Origin of the sequence: Prauserella aidingensis, assembly GCF_024171865.1 — a bacterium.
GTDB lineage: Bacteria > Actinomycetota > Actinomycetes > Mycobacteriales > Pseudonocardiaceae > Prauserella > Prauserella aidingensis.
Window position 1 is genome coordinate 1 of record NZ_JAMTCN010000035.1, and the last position, 22,275, is coordinate 22,275.

The following is a 22,275-nucleotide window of genomic DNA, read 5'->3' on the forward strand; positions in this document are numbered from 1 at the left end:
CCCCCGGATCATGCGTTCGACTGGGGGCATCAGTCATGCCGGACCTGGAGACCAGGAGCCCCTCGACCAAGGAGCCACGAAAAAGGTAACGGGGGACGGGCGTGCACAGAACACGCGCCCGGAACCCGCAACACGGTGCCCGGAACCTGCAACACGCGCCCCGAGAAACACAACACGCGCCCCGAGAAGCGCAACACGGCGTCCGGGTCAGGGGGTGCCGGTGGCCGTGCGGTAGGCGGTGAGGGTGGTTTCGGCGCAGCGGAGCCACGTGAAGTTGCCCGCGTGGGCGCGGCGCGTGGCGGCGGTCGACGCGGCGTTGGGCTCGTCGACGGCGGCGCGCAGCTCGGCGGCGAGCGTGTCGACGTCACCGTACGGCGCGAGGTGCGCCAGACCGGCCGACACCTCGCGGAGTGCGGGCACGTCGGAGCACACCACGGGGGTGTCGCACGCCATGGCCTCGAGTACCGGAAGTCCGAACCCTTCGTCCCGTGACGGCAGCACCAGCGCCGAGGCGCCCGCCACCACCCGCTGCAGGTCCACATCGGACAGGTAGCCGACGTGGTGGCGCCGTTTGCCGGGCGGGAACCGGCCCGGGCCCGCGAACACCAGCTGAGGCAGCGACGGGTCGGCGGCGTGTGCCTCGAGCAGCCAGTCGAGGCCCTTGCGCGGCCCCGGTGCGCCTGCGAACAACAGGTACCGCGACGGCAGGCCGAGCCGCTGGCGGGTGCGCACGCTCGGCGGACGTCCGGTGAACCAGCCCGCGTCGACGCCGAGCGGTGTGACGACGATCTTGTCGCGGTCGACGTCGAGTCGTTCCGCGACGGCGTCGGCGACGGCGGCGGTCGGGGTGCAGATCACGTGTGCCCGCCGGGCGCCGCGGCGCACCAGTTCGGGCAGCTCCGCGTCGCTGGGCGGCAGTTCCTCGGGGGCGTCGAGGAACGCCAGGTCGTGGATCGTCAACACGCCCGCGCCGCGCACGCTGGCAGGCAGCACGAAGTTCGTGCCGTGCACGACGTCGTAGCGCCCGGCGAACAGGCCCACGGGCGGCAGCGACGAACGCACCCACAGTTTCCGCAGGATCCGCGCGGGGACGGGCATGCCGCGCGCGGCGACGTCGTGCGGCAGGACCGTGCGCAGTGTGCGCCAGCCCCGCAGTGTGAACGCGACGGCGCGCAGGTCGACGTCGTCGGTGAGGGAGGCGAGTTCCTCGGACAGCGACGCGGTGTACCGTCCGATGCCCGTCCGGTCACCCAGCAGCGGGGTGCCGTCGAGCAGCACCCGCACGGGTCCGCCGCCGCGTTCAGTCACGACCCAGCCTCGTCCGCACGACCTTGCGTACGCGTCCCGCCGCCCTGCGGGCCAGTTCCGTCGGCCCGCCGTCGCCGAGGTATTCCTTGACCAACGCCGCGTCGCGCCGGAGCTTCTGGGCCCGGTTCAGCGGCGGTTCCGCCGTGAGGTCGGCCGCGCCTGCCAGCCGGTCGGCAGCGGGACGCGGGTCACGGACGAACCGCACGAGCGGGTCGAGCACGTTCGGCCACGTGTACCGCTCGACGACCGCGGCGATGCGCTCGCGGCAGCCGTCGGCGAACTCCGTGTCGTACAGGCACCGCTCCAGCGCGTCGGCGAGTGCGTCGGTGTCCTCGGCCGGGACGACGACGCCGAGTCGTTCGCGCCGCACGAGGTCGGCGAACGAGTCCCCGTCGGTCGTGATGATCGGCAGGCCGGCCCAGAGGTAGTCCAGTACGCGGGTGCGGAACGCGAACGTCGTCTCGATGTGCTCGAAGTGTGTCGTGACCCCGCAGTCGGCGTCGAGGAGCCAGTTCTGGCGGTCGTCGTAGGGCACCCACTGTTCGTTGAAGAACACGTGCTTGCCGGTGAGGCCGAGGGAGTCGGACAGGCGCATGGTCTGCGCGCCGATGTCCATCTCGGTCACCTCGGGGTTCGGGTGCTTCATGCCGAGGAAGACGAGCCGCGCGTCGTCGTGGCGGGTGCTGAGCCGTTCCACGGCGCGCACGAGCGTCAGCGGGTCGAACCAGCTGTACACGCCGCCCGCCCACAGCACGACACGGTCGCTTTCGGACAGTCCGAGCGACGATCGCAGGCCGTCGCCGGTGCGCTGCGGCGGCCGGGCCGACAGTCCGAACGGGACGACCGAGAGCAGTGACTGCGTCGTCGGGTCGGCGTCGTAGAGCCGCGGGGTGAGCCTGCCGGTGGCGGCGAGATGGCCGAGCCACAGGTGCCGTTGGCGCTCCGAGGCGCACAGGAAGAAGTCGCCGCGCTGCAACTGGGCGTCCAGCACGCGCGTGACGCCTTCCAGATCGGCGGCGCGGCGGTCGTCGGGCACATCCTTGGTCTGTTCGAGCAGTTCGAGGTGCATCGGGTCGTACAGGTCGCACACCACGATCTTGTGCGCGTACTCGGACTGCAGCGCAGGTGCCATTTCGAGTACGTGGCCCTGGAGGATGACGACGTCGGCCCAGCCGATCGGCTCGCGGAGGTCACGCCTGCGCGCGGCGCTCACCGGGAACGGGGCGGGCGGCGGCTCGGCGAGGGGGTTGACCGTGACGAGCCGGACGTCGTGCTCGCCGGAGAGGACCTCGGCGATGTTCCACGCGCGGATCGCCGGGCCCGCCATGCGCTCGGTGATCGCGTCGCCGGTGAGCACCAGCACCTTCCGGCGGGTGCCGAACGCGCGCTCGATGCCGAACGCCTCGACGAGGATGTCGTGGGCGGCGAGGTAGTCGGGGAGCGGGTAGGCGGGTTCGAGCGCGTTGCGCAGCAACGGCAGCAGGTCGGCGTCGGTGCGGACGCGCGCGGCCTGTTCGGCGGCCCGCGACTCGGCCAGCGACGGCAGCTGCTCGACGAACCGGTCGATCGCCAGGACACCGGCGAGGGTGCTGCGCGGCACCGGCACGGCCGCCGTCTCGGCGGGTCCGGTGCCGTGTTCGAGGTCCAGCTTCGTCGGGTCCAGCTCGCCCCGCGCGGTGGCCCTGCGCACGGTCAGCGCCAGTGCCGCGGGCAGCGCGCGGGCGAGGGTCTCGTCCGAGGCGTTCTTGTACAGCGCGGCCAGGGCGTTGCGCTCCAGCAGGAACGTCTCCCTGCCGCTGTCCGGCGAGTCCACTGCGGACATCGTGGCGTGGTGCCGGTGGTAGGTCAGCGACTCCGGCACGTACCGCACGCGCCAGCCACGCAGGTTCAGTCGCCAGCCGAGGTCGACGTCCTCGTAGAACATGAAGAAGCGCTCGTCGAATCCGCCGAGCTCGGCGAACACCGACGAGCGCACGAACATCGCCGACCCGGTCGCGAACAGCACGTCCTTGGCGACCTCGTGGTCGCCGCGCGGTACGTCGGCGATCGGCCCGCCCGCGTGGCGCTTGTAGCCCATGCCGAACCAGGTGAGCCCCGCGTCGACGTAGTCGGTTCCCGTGCCCTCCCAGTCGAGCACCTTGCTCGCGACTGCGCCCACGGTCGGCTCGGCGCGCAGCGTCGCCACGGCGGCGCCGACCCAGCCGGGCGCGGGCCGGGCGTCGTTGTTGAGCAGGGCCAGCACGGTGCCGTTCGCCTCGCGGGCGCCGAGGTTGCAGCCGCCCGCGAAGCCGCGGTTCGTGTCCGAGGTGACGAGCCGGACGTCCGGTGCAGCCTCGCGGATGCGCGCCACGTCGTCGCCGCCGGAGGCGTTGTCGACGCAGACGACCTCGAGGTTCGGATAGTCGTGCTCGGCGAGTGCACGCAGGCACGCGATCGTGTCGTCGGCGCCGCGGTAGTTCACGACGACGACCGAGACCAGCGGTGATGCCGGGTCCTGCTGCGGCACGGGCGCTCCTTCCCCTCAGCCGCCCCAGCTTATCCGCCTGCCCAGCGCCGCCAGACGGAGCCTCGGCCGACCGACGAACGGCGGGTGACGTCCCGCCGCGTCCGCCACACCCAGCGTGTCCGGCGGGCGATGTCGCCCAGCACGCGCAGGCGCAGGCGCGGGTCGAAGTTGGCGGTCTCGGGGTCGACGCGGCCGCGGAGTCTGCGCAGCGGCAGGACCGCGGTGAGCGCGGTGAACCGGGCGAGTTCGCGCGCCGCGACGCCCGCGGGGGCGCAGCGCAGCAGGGTCAGCAGGCGGTTGCGCTCGTTCCACCGGTGGAAGGCGGCGGAGCCGGGCCGGGTGCTGGCGCCGTGCCGGTGGTGGACGTCGGTCGGGACGGCCGCGACGTCCCAGCCCGCCAGGCGCAGCCGCCACGAGGTGTCGGTGTCCTCGTAGTAGCAGAAGAACTCGGCGGGGACGCCGCCGACGTCGCGGAGGGCGCGGGTGCGCACGAGGGCGGCGCCGCCGCAGAACCCGAACGGCGCGGGCGCGGGGGTCGCGGCGAGGTCGTGGCCGTGGCCGTCGGCGGTGAGGCCGACGCCGGTGGACTGCACCGTGCCGTCGGGGCGGACGAGCCTCGCGGTGACGGCGCCGATGGTCGGGCCCGCGGCGGCTTCGACGGCGGCGAGCCAGTCGGGGGAGGGCACCGCGTCGTCGTTCAGCCACGCCACGAACTCGGTGTCGACGTCGTCGAGTGCGGCCGCGATGCCGCCCGCGTAGCCGGTGTTGGTGTCGAGCCGGAGCACCTCGGGGGTGCTCGGGTGGTCGGCGAGGACCCGCCGGGTCGCGTCGTCGGCTGCGTTGTCCACCACGAGTGTCCGATGTGGACGTGTCTGCTCGGCGAGCCCGTCGAGGCAGTCGCCGAGGTGGGCAGCACCGCGCCACGTCACGACGACGACGGTGGTGGCGGGCATGACAGCACCGTAGCGAGCGCGGCGGCCGGGTGGTGAGCGGGAGGCACGCCGCGGCGGTGGTGGGTCGGGTCGGTGGTGGCAGTGGTGGAGGTGCGCGGCGGTGGTGGTTCGCGGTGGTGGAGGTTCGCGGTGGTCGAGGCCGGGGCGGGTGCCGACCATGATCGGGGGAAGGATAGGCGCTCCCACCCGCCGGCGCGGCCACCGCCCCTCACGGACACGCAGACGCGTGGCTGTGTTGACGCCACCAAGGTGCCCTTGGGGGCAGAATGGCCGCCGTGCGGGAGTTGACGGTCGTCGCCGAGCAGGTGCTGGCGCCGGTGCCGGGCGGGACGGGCCGGTACACGGCGGAGCTGCTGCGCGCGCTGGTGGAGACCGCGCCGGACGGCTGGCGGGTGGGCGGTGTCGTCGCGCGGCACGCGGACGTCGGGGCCGTGCGGTTCCCCGGTGTCGCGGGACCGCGGGTACTGCCGGTGCCGCGGCGGGTGCTCGCCGAACTGTGGCGGCGGGGCCTGCCCTGGTGGCCCGGCGGCGACGCCGTCCACGCGCCGACACCCCTCGCACCGCCGCGTGCACCCCGTGGCCGCACGGTGTCGGTCACCGTGCACGACACCGTTCCGTGGACCCACCCGGACACGCTCACCCCGCGCGGCGTCGCCTGGCACCGCGCCGCGATCACGACGGCGTTGCGCCGCGCGGACGCCGTCGTCGTCCCCACCCGTGCGGTCGCCGACGACCTCGCGCGCCACGTCACCGGCCCCGCCCCGGTGCGGGTCGTCGGCCACGGCACGACGACCTGGCCCGAACCGGATCCGTCCGCCGCACGGCCGGAGCTGCCGGAGCGGTACGTGCTCGCCGTCGGCACGGTCGAACCGCGCAAGGGCATCGACACACTGATCCGGGCGACGGCCGCCGTCGACGGTGCGACGCTCGTGCTGGCGGGACAGTCCGGGTGGGGTGGCCTGGACCCGCGGCGCATCGCCGCCGACGCGGGCCTGCCGCCCGAGCGACTCCGCGTCCTCGGCGCGCTTCCCGACGCCGACCTGGTCGTGGTGCTGCGCGGCGCGAGCGTGCTGGCCGTGCCGAGTCTCGCCGAGGGCTTCGGCCTGCCCGTGCTGGAGGCGATGGCTGAGGGCGTGCCCGTCGTGCACTCGGATGCGCCCGCGCTCGTCGAGGTCGCCGGTGGTGCGGGCCGGTGCGTGCCGCGCGGTGACGACGACGCGCTCGCGACGGCGTTGCGGGAGGTCCTGGCCTGCGGCGACCTCGCGGACACTCTCGTACGTGCCGGGCGCAGGCGTGCGCGGGCGTTCACGTGGCGGAAGGCCGCTGAGGCGATCTGGCGGCTGCACACGGCGTCCCGGACCGAGTGAACCCGCGGGAGCCGGCAGGACCCACGGGTGGAGTGGCAGTGGAGTGGTCCACAGCCCGCTGACCGGCCGTGATGCCACCGTGACCTCGCCGTGATTTTGGCGAACACCCGACAACCGGGACGCCGGGAGTCGTACCCTGCTCGGGTGGCCGATCCCAGAGTGTTGATCGACGCCACCGCTGTGCCTGCCGACCGCGGTGGCGTCGGCAGATATGTCGACTCCCTGGTCGCCGCCCTCGACACCGATGGGGCGGCGATCTCCGTGGTGTGCCAGCCGCGCGACACCGAGCTGTACGCCGGCCTCGCCCCGCACGCGGAGATCGTGCCCGCCGCCGAGTCGACCGCGACCCGCACGGCCCGCCTGACCTGGGAACAGACCACCCTGCCACGGCTCGTGGGGCGGCTCGGCGTAGACGTCGTCCACTCGCCGCACTACACGATGCCGCTCGCCAGCCGCGCCGCTTCGGTGGTGACGCTGCACGACGCGACGTTCTTCACCGACCCGGTGCTCCACTCGTCGGTCAAGGCGCGCTTCTTCCGCGCGTGGACCTCGACCGCGCTGCGGCGCGCGGACGTGTGCGTCGTACCGAGCGACGCCACCGCCGACGAACTCGCGCGGGTCACCCCGGCGTCCGGCGCGCGCGTCGAGGTCGTCCACCACGGCGTCGACGAGGAGCGGTTCCACGTGCCTTCGCCCGAGGAATGCCGCGCCGCGCGCGACGCCATCGGCCTCGGCGCCACGCCGTACGTCGCGTTCCTCGGCGCGCTCGAACCGCGCAAGAACGTGCCCGCCCTGGTTCGCGGGTTCGCCCACGCCGTCGAGGACATGGCGCAGCCGCCCGCGCTCGTGCTGGCCGGCCAGCCCGGCTGGGACCGGCAGGTCGAGTCCGCGCTCGACTCGGTGCCGCACCGGCTGCGCGTGATCCGCGCCGGTTATCTGCCGTTCGACACCCTGGCGGGTTTCCTGGGCGGCAGCGAGCTCGTCGCGTATCCGAGTCTCGGTGAGGGCTTCGGGTTGCCGGTGCTCGAGGCGATGGCGTCGGGCGCCTGTGTGCTGACGACGCGGCGGCTGGCGTTGCCGGAGGTGGGCGGTGACGCGGTGGCCTACTGCGGGGTCGGTGCGGGCGACGTCGCGGCCGCGTTGCGGGACCTGCTCGACGACCCGGCGCGCCGCTCCCGGCTGGCCTCGGCCGCGCAGCGCAGGGCGAAGGACTTCTCGTGGTGCTCCACCGCCGAACGCCACCGCGAGGCCTACGACAGGGCCGTCCACGCCGCCCGCCTGCCGCACTGACACGGGCTACCCACCCGCCGCGTGTCCTGGCGCCCAAGAGACCGTGTTGCGCCCCCAGGGGACCGTGTTGCGGATTCAGGGGACCGTCTTGCGCCCGCAGGGGAGCGTGTTGCGGACTCGGGGCCGGTGATGCTCGTCCGCTCCCCGTGGCTGTGGCCGCTCCCGTGGCTGTGGCCGCGAGGGGAGGGAGTCGTGGCTCCCGCCCGCCGGCCCGGCCCCGCCTCTCATCGGCACGCCGACGCGTGGCTGTGTCGAACGCACCGAAGGTGCCCTCGGGGGTATCCGGGGCGGGCCCGTGCGGCGGGTGCAGAATGTCCGCGTGACCGAGCCGAAGACCTACGGTGACGGCGTCGCGGTGGTGACCGTGACGTACTCCCCGGGCGCGACCCTCGAACGGTTCCTCGACACCCTCGCCTCGGCGACCGGCCGCGACGTGCAGGTCGTGCTCGCCGACAACGGGTCCGTGGACGGTGCGCCCGAGAAAGCGGCCGAGCGGGCGAACGTGCGCCTGGTGCCGATGGGCGAGAACCTCGGCTACGGCGCCGCCGCCAACCGCGGGGTTGCCGAACTCGGTGACGACGTGGGCTGGGTCGTCGTCGCCAACCCCGACCTCGAATGGGACGCCGGTTCGCTCGACGCGCTGCTCGCCGTCACCGAGCGGTGGCCCCGCGGCGGTGCGTTCGGGCCGTTGATCCGCGAACCGGACGGGTCGGTGTACCCGTCGGCGCGGCTGCTGCCGTCGCCGGGCCGCGGCATCGGTCACGCCGTGTTCGGCAAGATCTGGCCGTCGAACCCGTGGACCCGCGCCTACCGGCAGGAGAGCGGCGAGCCCACGGAACGCACCGCGGGGTGGCTGTCCGGGTCGTGCCAGCTGATCCGCAGGGAGGCGTTCGACTCGGTCGACGGGTTCGACCCGCGCTACTTCATGTACTTCGAGGACGTCGACCTCGGAGACCGCATCGCCAGGGCCGGCTGGCTCAACGTCTACGCGCCATCGGCGGCCGTGATGCACATCGGCGGCGAGTCGACGTCGAAGGCGTCGGCGACGATGCTCGCCGTGCACCACGACAGCGCCTACCGCTACCTGGCCGACCGGCACCGCGGGTTCCGGTGGAAGCCGTTCCTCGCAGCCGTGAAGCTCGGCCTGCGGCTGCGGTTGAAGCTCGAGACCCGTCGGGCCTGATCACTTCCAGCGGCTCATTCCCACCGGAACAACCGGGCCGACACCGCCGCGGCGACGACGGTGACGCCGGCGAGCACACCGAGCTGGGCGATGTCGAGCGGCCCGCCGGTCCACGCGGCCCTGAGGGCGTCGAGTCCGGCGCCGAACGGCAGGTGTGCACCGACGGTCGCGACGCCGTCCGGCAGGTTGCCGCGGGGACCGAACCCGCCGCCCAGCGCCATCAGGACGAAGAACGACACGAGCCCGATGGCCAGCGCGGCGTTCGGCGTCGGGGACACCGCCGCGACCAGCATGCCCAGGGCGAACATCGCCGTCGTCGTCAGCACGAGTGCGACCGCGAGGCCGAGCGGGTCCGCGGGTGGCGACAGGTCGAACAGCACGGCCGCGGCCACGACGACGAGCACGATCCCGGCCGCCGCCTGCGCCAGCCCGACCACGGCCTGCGCCACCAGCACCATCGACGGCCGCGCCGGTGTGACCGCGAGCCGCCGGAGGATCTTGTAGCGGCGGTAGGTCGCCAGGAACGACGGCATGTTGATCACGCCGACGGTCGCGATGGTCAGCACGATCACCATCGGCAGCACGTAGGCGAGCTGGTACGTCATGCCGCCCAGGCCGGGCACGGGCGGGGAGTCGCCGCTGCCGTTCATGACCAGGAGCAGCATCGGCAGGCCCAGCGGGATGACCAGCCCCGCGGTGTCCCGGCGGACCATGCGGCCCTCGTGCGCGACGAGCGCCCGCCACGCCCGCAGCCCCGGACCGCGCGGCGGCGTCACGGCGGCGGTCATGACCGCACCTGCCCGTCCGCACCGTCGCTCGGGGCGCCGTCGCGACGCGGCCCACCGGATGCCGCACCGTCGCGGACGGCACGATGGCCACCGGATGCCGCACCGTCGCGGGCGCGGCCGTCCTCGTCGAGCGCGGCACCGCCGAGAACGTCGTCGAGTCCGTCGCCCTCGTCGTCGGTGCCGGTCATCGCGAGGAACGCCTCGTCGAGGGACGCGCCGCGGCGGCCGTGGGTGCGCGCGACGAGCCCGCCGGGCGTGTCCAGCGCGGCGATCCGCCCCCGGTCGAACACGGCGATGCGGTCGCACAGCCGTTGCGCCTCGTCCATGAAGTGCGTGACCAGCAGGATCGTCACGCCCGCGCGCCGTACCTGCTCGATCAACTCCCACGTGTCGCGGCGCGCCCGCGGGTCGAGGCCGGTGGTGAGCTCGTCCAGCACCGCGACGCGCGGCTTGCCGACGAGCGCCAACGCGATCGACAGCCGCTGCAGCTGCCCGCCGGAGAGCTCGTCGACCACCGTGTCCCGCTTGTCGTCGAGTCCGAGTTCGCCGAGCAGGCGGTCCGGGTCGGCGCCGTCGGCGTAGAACGACCGGTACAACCGCACCATCTCGCCCGCCGTCGCCTTGTCCGGCAGCGTCCCCTCCTGCAGCTGCACGCCGAGCACCGCGCGCAGCGCCCTGCGGTCCCGCGTCGGGTCGAGCCCGAGCACCCGCACCCGGCCGGTGTCGGGCGCGCGCAGTCCTTCGATGATCTCGACGGTGGTCGTCTTGCCCGCCCCGTTCCTGCCGAGCACGCCGAAGATCTCGCCCGCGTCGACGTCGAAGGAGACGCCGTCGACCGCGACCGTTTCGCCGTAGCGTTTGTGGATGTCTCTGACCTCGATGACGGCCATGTCGCCCGCCTTTCGTGTGCCGGGTCCGCCCGGTCGGCCTGCTGTCACCGGTGACGCTAGGCAGGCGGCGGGCGCGGTGTCGGCTGCCGAAGGTCACGTCTCGCGGGCATGACTTCCGGCAGGTGCCTGCCGGCGGGTGCACTCCTAGACTCGGCGGATGGGCAAGGAACGCCTCGAAGTGGCAGCGGCGACGGCGGGGCTGGTGATCTACCTCGTCGTCGGGACGCCGATCGTCCTCGTCGAACTCTCCGGCGGCGCCACGGAACCGGTCACGGGCGGCCCGTTCTGGCTGTGGCTGGTCTGCTACGCCGGATTTCTCGTCGCATTCGTGGCGACGGTGGTCTCGGGGACGTGGGGACACCGCGCCGGCGTGGTGGGCTGCGCGCTGCTGACGACGGCCTGCGGGGCCGGGATCGTGCTGCTGTCCGGCAACCGTGGGGTGACGCCGATCCTGCTGGTGTTCGCGGTCGCGATCGCGGCGCAGTACGCGCCGGCGCGACTGGCCGTGGGGATCGTCGCCGGCAACACCGTGGTCGTGGCCGCGGCGGGGCTGTGGCACGGGGTCGGCCTGCTCGACCTGCTGCTGAGCACGTCCCTGTACGCCGTGCTGCAGGTGCTGTGCCTGTTCACCACCTGGGCGGGCAGGCGTGAGCAGGAAGCCAACGAACGCCTCGCCGTCGCCCACACCGAACTGCGCAGCGCCACGGCGTTGCTCGCCGAGTCGAGTCAGTCCCAGGAACGCCTCCGCATCGCCCGGGAACTGCACGACGTGCTGGGACACAAGCTGTCCGCGCTGGCGCTGCAGCTGGAGACGGCGTCGCACCGGGTGAGCGGCGCCGCGGGCGACGACGTCGAACGGGCGCGGCTGCTCGCGAAGGAACTGCTCACCGACGTCCGGTCGACCGTGGGGGAACTGCGGTCCCGCCCGCCGGAACTGCGCGCCGCACTGGAGACCGTGGTGCGCGACCTGCCGCGCCCGCGGGGCCACCTGACGGTCGCCGACGACGTCGAGGTCGACGAACAGCGGATCACCGTGCTCGTCCGCTGCGCGCAGGAGATCGTCACCAACGCGATCCGCCACGCCGACGCGGACAACCTCTGGCTCGACGTGCGTGCCCGGTCCGACGGCGGTGTCGTGCTGCGGGCCCGCGACGACGGCCGCGGCACGTCGGCGTTGCGGCTCGGCCACGGGCTCACCGGGCTGACCGAACGCGCCGAACAGGTCGGCGGGTCGGTCACGTTCGACGGCCACGAGGGATTCGCCGTCGACCTGGAACTGCCGCCCGCCGCGATGCCGGTGGCCGCACCGTGATCCGCGTCGGTGTCGTCGACGACCAGACGCTCGTCCGGCAGGGCATCCTGAGTCTGCTCGGCCTCGCCGACGACGTCGCGGTGGTGGCCGAGGCCTCCGACGGGGAGGAGGCCCTCGACGTGCTCACCTGCGACCCTCCCGACGTGCTGCTGCTCGACCTGCGCATGCCGCGGCGCGACGGGATCGCCACGCTCGAGGCGATGCGTGACCGCGGGTTCGACGTGCCCGCGCTGGTGCTGACGACCTTCGACGACGACGAGCTCGTGTTGAAGGCGCTGCGCGCCGGGGCGCGCGGCTACCTGCTCAAGGACGTCACGCTCGACCGCCTCGTGCACGCCATCCGCACGCTGGCCCGGGGCGGTTCGCTGGTGCAGCCCGCGCTCACCGAGCGGCTCGTCCGTGCCGCGGAGGCGTCCGGCGAGCGTCGCGAGTTCACCGACCTGCCCGCGCCGGAACCGCTGACCGACCGGGAACTGGACATCCTGCGACTGCTGGCCGGTGGTTTCAACAACCGTGAGATCGCCGACGCCGCCGGACTCGCCGAGGGGACCGTGAAGAACCACGTGTCGAACGTGCTGATGAAGCTCTACGTCCGCGACCGCACCCGTGCCGTGCTCCGTGCGCTCGAGCTGGGGATGCTCACCGACGGCGACGGCTGATCGGCGTCACAGGCCTTCGAGACGGCGGGCCAGTTCGGAGGTGCCGCTGCCGGGCTCGACCTTCGTGGTCGGTACGAATCCGCCGGCCGAGGCCTCGTCGGACCGGCCGTCGTCGCCGGTGGCGGGCTGCGGCGCGGTGTTCTGCGGTGCGGTGTTCGCGGGCGCGCTGTTCTGGGAGGCGCTGGTCGGTGCAGCGGCGTTCTGGGCAGCGGCGTTCTGGGCAGCGGGATTCCGGGCGCCGGGCGTGACCGGCACGCCGGTGAACGTCATGTCCGGAGGTGCGTTCGCCGTGTCCACGGGCTGAGCGCCCTGGGGCGCCAACGGCTGGGTGCGCGCGTTCTCCGCGAGCGCAGGAGCGGTCTGCTGGGGAGCGGTGTCCTGCGAGGACGCGGCGGGGTCGGCTGCGGCGCGGGCGGCGGCCTCACGCTGGTTCAGCGGCACGGTCGGCGACGGCTGCGAGAGGTGACTCTCGTCGTTGCGCTCGATCACCGACGCGGGCACCTTGGCGGTGGCGTCGGGGTCCTGGTCGGCGCTGCGCACGACCGAGGAGGGGATGACCTGGGTGTCGTCCGAGTCCATCGGTGACCGCATGTTGTCCGGCGTCACCACGCCCGAGCGCCGCTGCGCCCGAGCCAGTACGGCGTCCGCTCGATCGCGGGGGTCCATGCCCTCGCCTCCCCGATGCTCGACCAGGCCCTCTCGGTGGAAGGGCCGCCGGATTCTGCCACTAGGGTAGGCCCTCCGGTTCGGTACCGTCAGCGTTTCCCCCGGTTTGTCGCCGGAGGGCCACGAGAAAGGGTAGGTGCAGGCTCGAATGGGGTCCTCGTCCGGAGGCGGTGCGGTCGACGCCGTGGTGCTCGTCGGCGGTAAAGGCACCAGGTTGCGCCCGCTGACCCTCTCCGCGCCGAAGCCGATGTTGCCGACGGCGGGCGTGCCGTTCCTGTCGCACCTGCTGTCGCGGATCCGCGCGGCGGGGATCACACATGTGGTGCTCGGCACGTCGTACCAGGCCGAGGTGTTCGAGGAGCACTTCGGCGACGGCAGCGCGCTCGGTCTCGAACTCGAGTACGTCGTCGAGGACGAGCCGCTCGACACCGGCGGGGCGATCCGCAACGTGTACGACCGGCTCCGCGGCGACGACGTCGTGATCTTCAACGGCGACATCCTGTCCGGAACGGACATCGGCTCGCTCGTCGGCACGCACCGCTCGTCGGGCGCCGACGTCACCCTGCACCTGCAGCGTGTGGCCGATCCGAGCCGGTTCGGCTCCGTGCCCACCGACGCCGACGGCCGCGTGACGGCGTTCCTCGAGAAGACGCAGAATCCGCCGACCGACCAGGTCAACGCCGGGTGCTACGTGTTCCGCCGCGAGGTCGTCGGCGGGATCCCGGCGGGCAGGCGCGTGTCGGTCGAGCGGGAGACGTTCCCCGGACTGCTCGAGGCGGGCGCCCACGTGCACGGGTTCGTCGACGACTCCTACTGGCTCGACGTCGGCACGCCCGAGACGTTCGTGCAGGGGAGCACCGACCTGGTGCGGGGCGTGGCGCCGACGTCGGCGCTGTCCGGGCCGACGGGCGAGGCGCTGCAGCTGGCCGGTGCGGCCGTGGCGGACGACGCCGAGGTCACGGGCGGGTCGACGCTCGGGGCGGGTTCCGTCGTCGGCACCGGCGCGCGGGTCGCGTCGTCGGTGCTGTTCGACGGTGCCGTGGTCGAGGCCGGGGCCGTGGTGGAGCGTTCCGTGCTGGGCGCCGGTTCCCGCGTGGGCGAGGGTGCGGTGCTGCGCGGTGTCGCACTCGGCGACGGCGTGAGCGTCGGCGAGGGCTGCGAACTCCTTGACGGGGCGCGCGTGTGGCCGAAGGTGGAGCTGCCGCCCGGCGCGATCCGGTTCTCCAGCGATGCGTGAACGGCGGTGGCGACCCGGTTTCGACGTCGATCCCGACGCCGTGCTGGCACCGTTGCGGCGTGGCCATGCCGACCCGTGTTTCCGGCGTGACGGCGGCATCTGGCTGACGGCGAACACCTCGTGCGGGCCCGCCACGCTGCGGGTGTCACGGTCCGATGTGGACGTCATCGGCACCGCGTGGGGCGACGGTGCCGACGCGATCCTCGAGGGCCTGCCCGCGCTGCTGGGCGCCGCCGACGACGATTCCGGGTTCGTGGCGCACCACGACGCGGTCGCGCGGGCACGGCGGACGCTGCCGGCGTTACGGCTGGGCGCGACCGGGCGGGTGTGGGATGTGCTCGTGCCCGCGGTGCTCGAGCAGAAGGTCACGGGCTACGAGGCGCGCCGGTCGTGGCGGGAGCTGTGCCGGCGATTCGGCGAGCCCGCACCGGGTCCCGCGCCGGACGGGATGCACGTCCCGCCGACCCCCGACGCCGTGTTGTCCATTGTGGATTGGAACTGGCACAGGGCCGGGGTGGACCTCGCGCGCAGGCGGGCGTTGCGGGCCGCGGCGACGGTGGCGGGCAGGTTGGAACGTGCCGCGTCCCTGGGCGGAGCCGAGGGCAGGAGGTTGCTGCGGACCGTGCCGGGTATCGGCGTGTGGACCGCCGCCGAGGTGGCCCAGCGCGCGTGGGGCGATGCGGACGCGGTCAGCTTCGGCGACTTCCACATCCCCGCGGTCGTCGGCCACGCCCTGCTCGGCCGCGAACTCGACGACGCCGGAATGCACGAGGTCCTCGCCCCGTACGCGCCGCAGCGCCACCGCGTCGTGCGCTACCTCGAGGCCGCGGGCCACACCCGCCCCCGCTACGGCTCGCGCCACCCGGTCCGCGACTACCGCGCCATCTGACCGCCCAGGCCGCCGTGTTGCGGATCCCGGGAATCGTGTTGCGGTTTCAGGGGCGCGTGTTGCGGATTGGCGGGCTCGTGTTGCGGTTTCCGGGGGCCGTGTTGCGGTTTCGCGGGATCGTGTTGCGGTTTCGTGGGCTCGTATTGTTCCCGCACGTCGCCTGGTGCCGCCTGTCCGGATGCGAGCCCGTGCTTCTCGCCCCACGGCATCGGATCCACCCTGGTCATCGACGCGCTGACGTGTGCAGCGTCACCGTCGTCCGTCGGCGGGGATCCCGCACGCGGCCTGTGCCGTCGTAGTGGCGAGCCGGTGGCAACCGGACGCACGAGCCCGACCACGGGCGGACAGGGAGACACCCACGATGGGCAAGGCGACGGTGACCGACGAGGACCTGCGCGCGGCGTTGGCGAAGCTGGCGTCGTTCGGTTTCGAACCCCGGGAAGCGGTGACCGCCGAGGACGTCGCGTACCAGCAGGGTTCCGCCGGGCTGTTGGAGACACTGCTGGTCATGGACCGGCCGTCCCAGGTCGACGGCGATGATCCGGAGCCGCTCTTCCCGCGCGTGTTCGTGGTCGACTACGAGTTCGTCGACCACGACGAGGCGTACGAGGATTTCCTGCACTGGGCCTCGACGGCGGCGGGCACCGCGGACCGCGTGTCCGACGTCGTCAACGACATCGGACTCGAGGACGGCGCGGACGGTGGACGGTTCGCGTACCGGGTCGACGGCCGGCATCGCGAGTACGAAGTGGACAACAACGGTGACTGGGGCGACGGCGACGTCGTCGAGGAGATCCTCGAGGACGTGAGTCCGCCCGGGCACCGGCCGGTGCGCTTCGGCGACTCCGTGGCGTGGGTTCCGGAGCAGCACGAGGTCGCGTTCTCCCGAGCACTCACCCCGTGAGCCGCGGACGCGGCATCCACACGCGCGTTCGGACGCACCCGATGGGAGTCCGAACGCCGAACACGCGGCCCTGAGCGCAGAACACGCGCCCCTGGAACCGCAACACGGCCCCTCGAAACCGCAACACGCGCCCCCGGAACTGCAACACGCGCCCCCGAATCCGCAACACGCGCCCCCGGGACTGCAACGCGCGCCCCCCGAATCCGCAACACGCGCCCCTGGGGACGCAACACGGCGGGCGGTCAGGCGAAGGCGTCGAGGAGTTGGCGCTGTGCCGTGGTGAGGTACTCGTCGAGGGCGCGGGCCGCGGCGCCGAACTCGCCGTCGCCCAGCAGGCGGGCGATGCCGCGGTTGAGCTCGATGTACGGCTCGTGGAAGCGGCGCAGGGCCGACGTCGCGTGGAACGCCAGTCGCAGTTCCGCCGTGAGCTGCTGCATGATCTCGTCGGCCCGCGGGCTGCCTGCGAGTGCCGTGATCGCCTGATGGAACCGCATGTTCGCGGTGCCGACGTCCAGCCAGTGCTCTTCGACGGCGGCGTCCTCTGCGGCGGTGATCGCCGCGTCGATCGCCGACAGTCGCTCCGCCAGCACGTCCGGGGGCACGTCGGACGCCGCCCGGATCGCGCCGGTCTCCAGCAGGCGCCGCGTGCGGTACAAATCGGTCACGTCGTCGGCGGCCAGCACTCGGACGAACACGCCGCGATGGAACTCGTGCACGAGCAGTCGTTCGTGGACCAGGAGACGGAACGCCTCGCGCAGCGTGTTGCGTGACACCCCGAGCGCCTTGCCCGCGCTGTGCTCCGACAGCTGCGTGCCCGGCCGGAGGCGGCCGTCGATGATCCACTGTCGCAGCGCGTCGGCGACCCGTTCCGCGGTGCTGGTTCGGTCGAGCAGTGCGCGGTCACCCGCGAGCAGGTCGGACCAGTCGGCCTGGTCGCGGGCGGTGGGACTGGCCATCGGCGGGTGTCGACCTCCGTGTCGTCGGGTCCGGGAATGGTAACAAGAACATTGCCCCCTTGTCGGATTGTTGAACAACTGGCTACCGTCTGGCGAAACCATCGACCCCGGGAGACCGACATGGCCGACCACGTGGGCAGCGGCGACGACGGACACGCCGGCGACGGACACGGCACCGCAGGAAACGGCACCGCAGGAAACCGCGACAGCGGAAACGGCACCGCACGCAGCGGAGCCGCAGGCCGACCCGACAACGACGGCGGCAGCGACAGCGGCACCGGCGGCGGAGGCGGCACCGGCGGCGGACACGCCGGCGACGGTAAGACCGCCACGGGCGCACTCGCGGGCGCCACCAAACGCGGCGCACTCGCCGGTGCGATCTTCCTGATGGCCACGAGCGCCATCGGTCCCGGCTTCATCACGCAGACCACCGAGTTCACCGCGCAGCTCGGTGCGGCGTTCGCGTTCGCGATCGTCCTCTCGATCGTGGTCGACATCGCGGTGCAGCTGAACGTCTGGCGTGTCATCGGCGTCTCCGGGCTGCGTGCGCAGGAGCTCGGCAACCGCGTGCTGCCGGGCGTCGGCTACCTCATGGCGGCGCTCGTCGTGCTCGGCGGGCTCGTGTTCAACGTCGGCAACGTCGCGGGCACCTCGCTCGGCCTGGACGCGCTGTTCGGCCTCGACGTGAAGATCGGCGGCACGATCTCCGCGGCCGTCGCCATCGCGATCTTCGTCAGCAAACGCGCCGGTGTCGCGATGGACCGGCTCGTCGTCGTGCTCGGGTTCGTGATGATCGCACTGACGACATACGTCGCGGTCTCGTCGTCCCCGCCGGTGGGCGAGGCCATGAGACAGGCGGTCGTGCCCGACACGATCGACGTGCTCGTGATCACCACGCTGATCGGCGGGACCGTCGGCGGCTACATCACCTACGCGGGCGCGCACCGACTCGTCGACTCCGGGGTCAGCGGCCCCGACGAGGTCGCGCGCGTGTCCCGCAGCTCGGTGACGGCACTGCTGGTGACGGGTGTCATGCGGGTCGTGCTGTTCCTGGCGATCCTCGGTGTCGTCGCGGGCGGAGCGGCGTTGACCGGCGGAAACCCGACCGCGGAGGCGTTCGGCCACGCGGCGGGCGAGGTCGGCATGCGGCTGTTCGGCATGGTGCTGTGGGCCGCGGGCATCACGTCGGTGATCGGCGCGTCCTACACGTCGGTGTCGTTCCTCGTGTCGTTCTCGCCCGCGCTGAAACGGCGACAGAACCTGCTCGTCGCCGGGTTCATCGTGGTCTCCGCGGTGGGTTTCGTGCTGCTCGACCAGGCGCCGACGACGCTGCTGATCCTCGCGGGTGCGCTCAACGGGCTGATCCTGCCCGTCGGGTTCGGCGTGCTGATGTGGGTCGCGGCGCGGCGCAGCGACCTGCTCGGCGGCTACCGCTATCCGCGCTGGCTGCTGGTGATCGGCGTGGCGGCCTGGCTGTTGACGCTCTATCTCGGGTGGAATTCCCTCAGCGGCATCGCGGACCTGTGGAGCTGACGGCGCGAGGTGGCGGGAGGAGCCCGATGGAGACGATCACGCTGCGGGTGCTGCCGTGCGGTGACACGGCGCTGCTCGTCGAGTCGTCGGGTCTCGACGACGTCCTGGCGCTGCACGCGGCGCTCGACGTCGACCGGCCGGACGGCGTCGTCGACCTCGTCCCCGCCGCCCGCACGCTGCTGCTGCGGTTCGACCCCGACCGCACCGATGCTGCCGCCGTGGAACGGGCCGTCCGCGAGACCCGCCCCAGTGAGGTCACGCGGTCCGGTGGGGAGTTGGTGGAGATACCGGTCGTCTACGACGGGCCGGATCTCGCCGACGTCGCCCACCACACCGGACTGTCCGAACGCGACGTGATCACCGAGCACACCGGGTACGAGTGGACGGTCGCGTTCGGCGGATTCGCCCCCGGCTTCGGATACCTGGCGGGTGGGTCGCCGCGACTGGAGGTGCCGCGGCGCGCCGAGTCGCGGACACGCGTGCCGACCGGATCGGTCGCGCTGGCAGGCACGTTCAGCGGCGTCTATCCCCGTTCGTCGCCGGGTGGTTGGCAGCTCATCGGCCGCACCGACCTCGTGACCTGGGACGTCGACCGTGACCCGCCCGCGTTGTTGCGCCCGGGGGTGCGTGTGCGTTTCGTCGAGGCCACGACGTCGGCGGACTCCGACGGGCCGGCGTCCACCGGAGGTGCCGCGTGACGGGACTCGAGGTGCTCGCCCCCGGTCCGCTGGCGACGGTGCAGGACCTGGGCAGGCCGGGCCACGCGGGTATCGGCGTGGGCGTCTCGGGCGCGGCGGACCGCGGATCCCTATGGCTGGCGAACCGGCTCGTCGGCAACGACGAGGACGCGGCGGGGGTCGAGGTGACCTTCGGCGGGTTCGCCGCCCGCGCGCGGTCGCCGGTGACGATCGCCGTGACCGGGGCGCCGTGCCCGGTCACCGTGGCGGGCCGTGGCGCGGCGCCGGACAGCGTGCTGCGGGTTCCCGCAGGCGCCGACCTCCGCCTCGGCGCGCCCTCCCGTGGCCTGCGCAGTTACGTCGCCGTGCGGGGTGGGCTGACCGTGCCCGCCGTGCTCGGTTCCCGGTCGGCTGACCTGCTGTCCGGCCTCGGCCCGCAGCTGCTGCGGGAGGGCGACGTCCTGCCCGTCGGGCCGGCCCCCGCACGGTTCCCCGTCGTCGACGGTGCGCCGGGACGGCCGATCGCGGGCGACGAGGTCACCCTGCGGGTCGTCCCCGGCCCGCGTGACGACTGGTTCACCGCCCGCGCACTGGAGACGTTGCTGAGCGAGCCCTACGCCGTGACGTCGGAATGCGACCGGGTGGGCGCGCGGCTCGACGGTCCGGAACTGTCCCGCGCGGGCGTGGGCGAGCTGCCGAGCGAGGGCATGGTGTCGGGTGCGCTGCAGGTGCCGCCGTCGGGGAAACCGACCCTGTTCCTCGCCGACCATCCCGTCACCGGCGGTTATCCCGTGATCGCCGTGGTGGTCGCCGCCGACGTGGACGACGCGGCCCAGCTGCGGCCCGGCGCGCGCGTGCAATTCGCCCCGGCTCGCGCGTCGGCACGGCCGGGGGCGACGAGTTCCGGGAGGTCGTCATGACCGCATCGCACACGCCGTTCGCCGAGCCCGCTGAGGCCAGGGCCGCCTACCGGGCCGGTCTGCGCACACCCACCGCGGGGCACTGCCCGGGGTGGACGCAGGCCAACCTGATCTCGCTGCCCGCCGACGTCGCCGAGGACTTCCTCCGCTTCGCCCAGCGCAATCCGCAGGCGTGCCCGGTGCTCGGCGTCACCGAACCCGGCGCCGTGTCACTGCCGATCTTCGACGGCGACCTGCGCAGCGATCTGCCCGCCTACCGCGTCTACGAGCGCGGTGAGCTCACCGCGGAGCGCACCGACGTCGGCGATCTCTGGCGCGCCGACCTCGTCACGTTCCTCATCGGCTGCAGCTTCACGTTCGAGACGGCGTTGCTGGCTGCCGACGTACCGGTGCGGCACATCGAGGACGGCGGCAACGTGCCGATGTACACCACGTCGGTCGCGTGCCGCCCGGCAGGCCGCATGGCGGGACCGCTCGTGGTGTCGATGCGCCCGATCCCGGCCGACCGGGTGGAGGACGCGATCCGGGTGACGGCCCGTTACCCGCGGGTGCACGGCGCGCCGGTCCACATCGGACAACCCGCGCTCATCGGCATCGACGACCTCGATGCGCCCGATTTCGGCGACCCGGTGCGGATCGAGCCCGGCGAGGTACCCGTGTTCTGGGCATGTGGGGTGACGCCGCAGGCCGCCGTGATGAGGTCGAAGCCGGCGTTGGCGATCGGTCACGCACCCGGCCACATGGCGATCACCGACGCGCGTGACACCGACTACCGCCTCGACGGCTGACACGCCGAATCCGTGTCGTGGGGCGCGGCCGCACCCTGCTGCCGGCCCCGGGGTCCGCACCACGAACCCCGGGATCTGTAACACGGGCTCCGGAAACCGCAACACGGCCCCGGGAATCCACAACACGAACCCCGGAACCTGCAACACGGCCCCCGGGATCCGCAACACGGCTCCGGGAATCCGCGACACGGTGGGGCGGGGCGCGTCAGGAGGTGCGGATGGCGGCGGTGACGATGGCGATGGCCTCGTCCTCGCTCAGGCCGAGCTTGTGGGCCGTGTCGGCATAACGGCGGGCCGCGTCGCGGGCCCTGATCCTCGTGCGGTCGCCGGTGGCCGCGACGAACGTGCCCGAACGGCCCTTCGTCTCGAGCAGCCCGGCTTCCTCGAGCTCGCGGTAGGCGCGGGCGATCGTGTTGGGCGCGATGCCGAGGTCGGCGGCGAGTTTGCGCACGGTGGGCAGTTTCGTGCCGACGGCCAGTGCGCCGTCGTTGATCTGCTCGGCCAGCCCGGAGCGGATCTGTTCGTACGGCGGCACCTTCGAGGTGGCGTCCACGGTGACGATCATGCGGTGACCGCTCCGTCCGGTGTGACCAGCTTCCTCCTGGTGTCCTGCACGTACACCGCCGCCCACAGCAGGATCGTCACCACGGCGAACCCGCCGAACGTCGCGATCGTGGCGGTGTCGGTGACGTTGACCGCGTAGATGGCCGCGAGGACCGCGGGGAAGGGCGGCACCCGGTGGGCGTCCTCGACGCGCAGCAGGTCGTCGGCCGCGAGGGACTCCTCGTCCTCGGCGAGCGCGCCCCTGCGCACCTCCTCGGCTGCGACGACGGCGGTGATCACCGCGAAGATCGCCGTTCCGCAGGCGAAGATGGCAGCGATGAGCCGGTCGGTCACCGTGTCCGCGCCGAATGCGAGCACGGCCCCGATCGCCACGCCGCCGACGTAGGTCGCGGCGGAGGCGACCACGAACGGCACGCCGAGCACGCGCACCGCGCCCGTGCCGGTGCCGTGGGCGGCACGTTGCGGCAGCGACGCGGCGATGCGCCGTTCCGCGCGGCGTTGCGAGCGGGATCCCCACCAGGTCAGAGCCGCCATCAGGAGGTAGAAGGCGCCCATCACCACGACGTTGAGCACGTCCTGGCCGTTGATCACGAGCGACAGCGAGGCGAACTCCGTCACGAGCACGAACGCTATGAGCGCGACGCAGAGCAGTCCGAGATGCAGCATTTCCCGTTCGGTGCGCCGTTTCCGCACGGCGATGCGGGCGGTGAGTACGCGGCTCGGCTCGCGTCCGCTCGCACCGTGGCGCTCGAGCCAGGTGCGGGCGTGCGGACGTGCGAGTGCCAGGTCGGCGTCGTCCATCTGTCCCCCTTTTGTCGCATGGTCTGTATCAATGTTGGGACAAACCATGCGACAAAGTCAACCGGTGGTTCCCGTGCCGACGGG

The 22,275-nt window shown here is 72.9% G+C and carries 21 protein-coding genes; 12 read left to right on the forward strand and 9 right to left on the reverse strand.

Annotated features, from left to right (window positions below; genetic code table 11):
- Nucleotides 1-207 precede the first annotated feature (207 nt).
- The 3 genes from LY13_RS23220 to LY13_RS23230 are packed head-to-tail and all read right to left on the reverse strand — an operon-like array spanning nucleotide 208 to nucleotide 4,767.
- Nucleotides 208-1,308 (reverse strand): glycosyltransferase family 4 protein, encoded by a 1,101-nt coding sequence (locus tag LY13_RS23220; protein ID WP_253830688.1) that lies wholly within the window; start codon nucleotides 1,306-1,308, stop codon nucleotides 208-210.
- A complete protein-coding gene (locus LY13_RS23225; RefSeq protein WP_253830689.1) occupies nucleotides 1,301-3,814 on the reverse strand; it encodes a glycosyltransferase in 2,514 nt (837 codons plus the stop codon). Before LY13_RS23225 ends, LY13_RS23220 begins: the two co-directional genes overlap by 8 nt.
- A 29-nt stretch (nucleotides 3,815-3,843) precedes the next feature.
- On the reverse strand, nucleotides 3,844-4,767 hold the full coding sequence (locus LY13_RS23230) for a glycosyltransferase family 2 protein (protein WP_253830690.1): 924 nt from the start codon (nucleotides 4,765-4,767) through the stop codon (nucleotides 3,844-3,846).
- A gap of 275 nt (nucleotides 4,768-5,042) precedes the next feature.
- Between LY13_RS23230 and LY13_RS23235 the strand changes: the two genes are divergently transcribed.
- From LY13_RS23235 to LY13_RS23245, 3 genes are all read left to right on the forward strand, one after another.
- Nucleotides 5,043-6,134, forward strand: a complete 1,092-nt coding sequence (locus LY13_RS23235) for a glycosyltransferase family 4 protein (protein WP_253830691.1) — start codon at nucleotides 5,043-5,045, stop codon at nucleotides 6,132-6,134.
- A gap of 159 nt (nucleotides 6,135-6,293) precedes the next feature.
- On the forward strand, nucleotides 6,294-7,424 hold the full coding sequence (locus LY13_RS23240) for a glycosyltransferase family 4 protein (protein ID WP_253830723.1): 1,131 nt from the start codon (nucleotides 6,294-6,296) through the stop codon (nucleotides 7,422-7,424).
- A gap of 319 nt (nucleotides 7,425-7,743) precedes the next feature.
- Nucleotides 7,744-8,607: a glycosyltransferase family 2 protein gene (locus LY13_RS23245; protein WP_253830692.1), complete on the forward strand. Its 864-nt coding sequence runs from the start codon at nucleotides 7,744-7,746 to the stop codon at nucleotides 8,605-8,607.
- A 14-nt stretch (nucleotides 8,608-8,621) separates the two neighbouring features.
- On the opposite strand, the gene LY13_RS23250 is transcribed toward LY13_RS23245, so the two are convergent.
- Nucleotides 8,622-9,395, reverse strand: coding sequence for an ABC transporter permease (locus tag LY13_RS23250; protein ID WP_253830693.1), 774 nt, complete (start codon nucleotides 9,393-9,395; stop codon nucleotides 8,622-8,624).
- Nucleotides 9,392-10,285, reverse strand: coding sequence for an ABC transporter ATP-binding protein (locus tag LY13_RS23255; RefSeq protein WP_253830694.1), 894 nt, complete (start codon nucleotides 10,283-10,285; stop codon nucleotides 9,392-9,394). Before LY13_RS23255 ends, LY13_RS23250 begins: the two co-directional genes overlap by 4 nt.
- A gap of 157 nt (nucleotides 10,286-10,442) precedes the next feature.
- Here LY13_RS23255 and LY13_RS23260 point away from each other — a divergent pair, with 157 nt between their 5' ends.
- A complete protein-coding gene (locus LY13_RS23260; RefSeq protein ID WP_253830695.1) occupies nucleotides 10,443-11,597 on the forward strand; it encodes a sensor histidine kinase in 1,155 nt (384 codons plus the stop codon).
- Nucleotides 11,594-12,256 carry a response regulator gene (locus LY13_RS23265; protein ID WP_253830696.1) on the forward strand — a complete coding sequence of 221 codons (663 nt, stop codon included), beginning with the start codon at nucleotides 11,594-11,596 and terminating at the stop codon, nucleotides 12,254-12,256. The genes LY13_RS23260 and LY13_RS23265 overlap by 4 nt, the downstream gene beginning before the upstream one ends.
- A gap of 6 nt (nucleotides 12,257-12,262) precedes the next feature.
- Here the strand turns inward: LY13_RS23265 and LY13_RS26070 are convergent, their stop codons facing one another.
- Nucleotides 12,263-12,922, reverse strand: coding sequence for a hypothetical protein (locus LY13_RS26070; RefSeq protein ID WP_308216385.1), 660 nt, complete (start codon nucleotides 12,920-12,922; stop codon nucleotides 12,263-12,265).
- 148 nt (nucleotides 12,923-13,070) lie between these two features.
- Between LY13_RS26070 and manB the strand changes: the two genes are divergently transcribed.
- The 3 genes from manB (at nucleotide 13,071) to LY13_RS23285 (ending at nucleotide 15,952) form a co-directional block, all read left to right on the forward strand.
- Entirely contained in the window at nucleotides 13,071-14,159 is a 1,089-nt protein-coding gene (manB, locus tag LY13_RS23275) for a mannose-1-phosphate guanylyltransferase (RefSeq protein WP_253830697.1), read from the forward strand.
- The gene (locus tag LY13_RS23280) at nucleotides 14,152-15,048 is read left to right on the forward strand and encodes a DNA-3-methyladenine glycosylase family protein (RefSeq protein WP_253830698.1); all 897 of its coding nucleotides are present in this window, start codon (nucleotides 14,152-14,154) and stop codon (nucleotides 15,046-15,048) included. The genes manB and LY13_RS23280 overlap by 8 nt, the downstream gene beginning before the upstream one ends.
- Before the next feature lie 361 nt (nucleotides 15,049-15,409).
- Nucleotides 15,410-15,952 (forward strand): hypothetical protein, encoded by a 543-nt coding sequence (locus LY13_RS23285; protein WP_253830699.1) that lies wholly within the window; start codon nucleotides 15,410-15,412, stop codon nucleotides 15,950-15,952.
- A 242-nt stretch (nucleotides 15,953-16,194) separates the two neighbouring features.
- On the opposite strand, the gene LY13_RS23290 is transcribed toward LY13_RS23285, so the two are convergent.
- Entirely contained in the window at nucleotides 16,195-16,908 is a 714-nt protein-coding gene (locus LY13_RS23290) for a GntR family transcriptional regulator (protein WP_253830700.1), read from the reverse strand.
- A gap of 120 nt (nucleotides 16,909-17,028) precedes the next feature.
- Here LY13_RS23290 and LY13_RS23295 point away from each other — a divergent pair, with 120 nt between their 5' ends.
- The 4 genes from LY13_RS23295 to LY13_RS23310 are packed head-to-tail and all read left to right on the forward strand — an operon-like array spanning nucleotide 17,029 to nucleotide 20,826.
- Nucleotides 17,029-18,441: an NRAMP family divalent metal transporter gene (locus tag LY13_RS23295; protein ID WP_253830701.1), complete on the forward strand. Its 1,413-nt coding sequence runs from the start codon at nucleotides 17,029-17,031 to the stop codon at nucleotides 18,439-18,441.
- Between the two features lie 41 nt (nucleotides 18,442-18,482).
- A complete protein-coding gene (gene pxpB, locus LY13_RS23300; RefSeq protein WP_253830724.1) occupies nucleotides 18,483-19,139 on the forward strand; it encodes a 5-oxoprolinase subunit PxpB in 657 nt (218 codons plus the stop codon).
- Nucleotides 19,136-20,038 carry a 5-oxoprolinase subunit C family protein gene (locus LY13_RS23305; protein WP_253830702.1) on the forward strand — a complete coding sequence of 301 codons (903 nt, stop codon included), beginning with the start codon at nucleotides 19,136-19,138 and terminating at the stop codon, nucleotides 20,036-20,038. Before pxpB ends, LY13_RS23305 begins: the two co-directional genes overlap by 4 nt.
- The gene (locus LY13_RS23310) at nucleotides 20,035-20,826 is read left to right on the forward strand and encodes a putative hydro-lyase (RefSeq protein WP_253830703.1); all 792 of its coding nucleotides are present in this window, start codon (nucleotides 20,035-20,037) and stop codon (nucleotides 20,824-20,826) included. Before LY13_RS23305 ends, LY13_RS23310 begins: the two co-directional genes overlap by 4 nt.
- 205 nt (nucleotides 20,827-21,031) lie before the next feature.
- Here LY13_RS23310 and LY13_RS23315 read toward each other — a convergent pair whose 3' ends face one another.
- Together LY13_RS23315 and LY13_RS23320 are read right to left on the reverse strand one after the other, a co-directional pair.
- Nucleotides 21,032-21,391 (reverse strand): GntR family transcriptional regulator, encoded by a 360-nt coding sequence (locus LY13_RS23315; RefSeq protein WP_253830704.1) that lies wholly within the window; start codon nucleotides 21,389-21,391, stop codon nucleotides 21,032-21,034.
- A complete protein-coding gene (locus LY13_RS23320; protein ID WP_253830705.1) occupies nucleotides 21,388-22,191 on the reverse strand; it encodes a hypothetical protein in 804 nt (267 codons plus the stop codon). The genes LY13_RS23315 and LY13_RS23320 overlap by 4 nt, the downstream gene beginning before the upstream one ends.
- Between the last annotated feature and the right edge of the window lie 84 nt (nucleotides 22,192-22,275).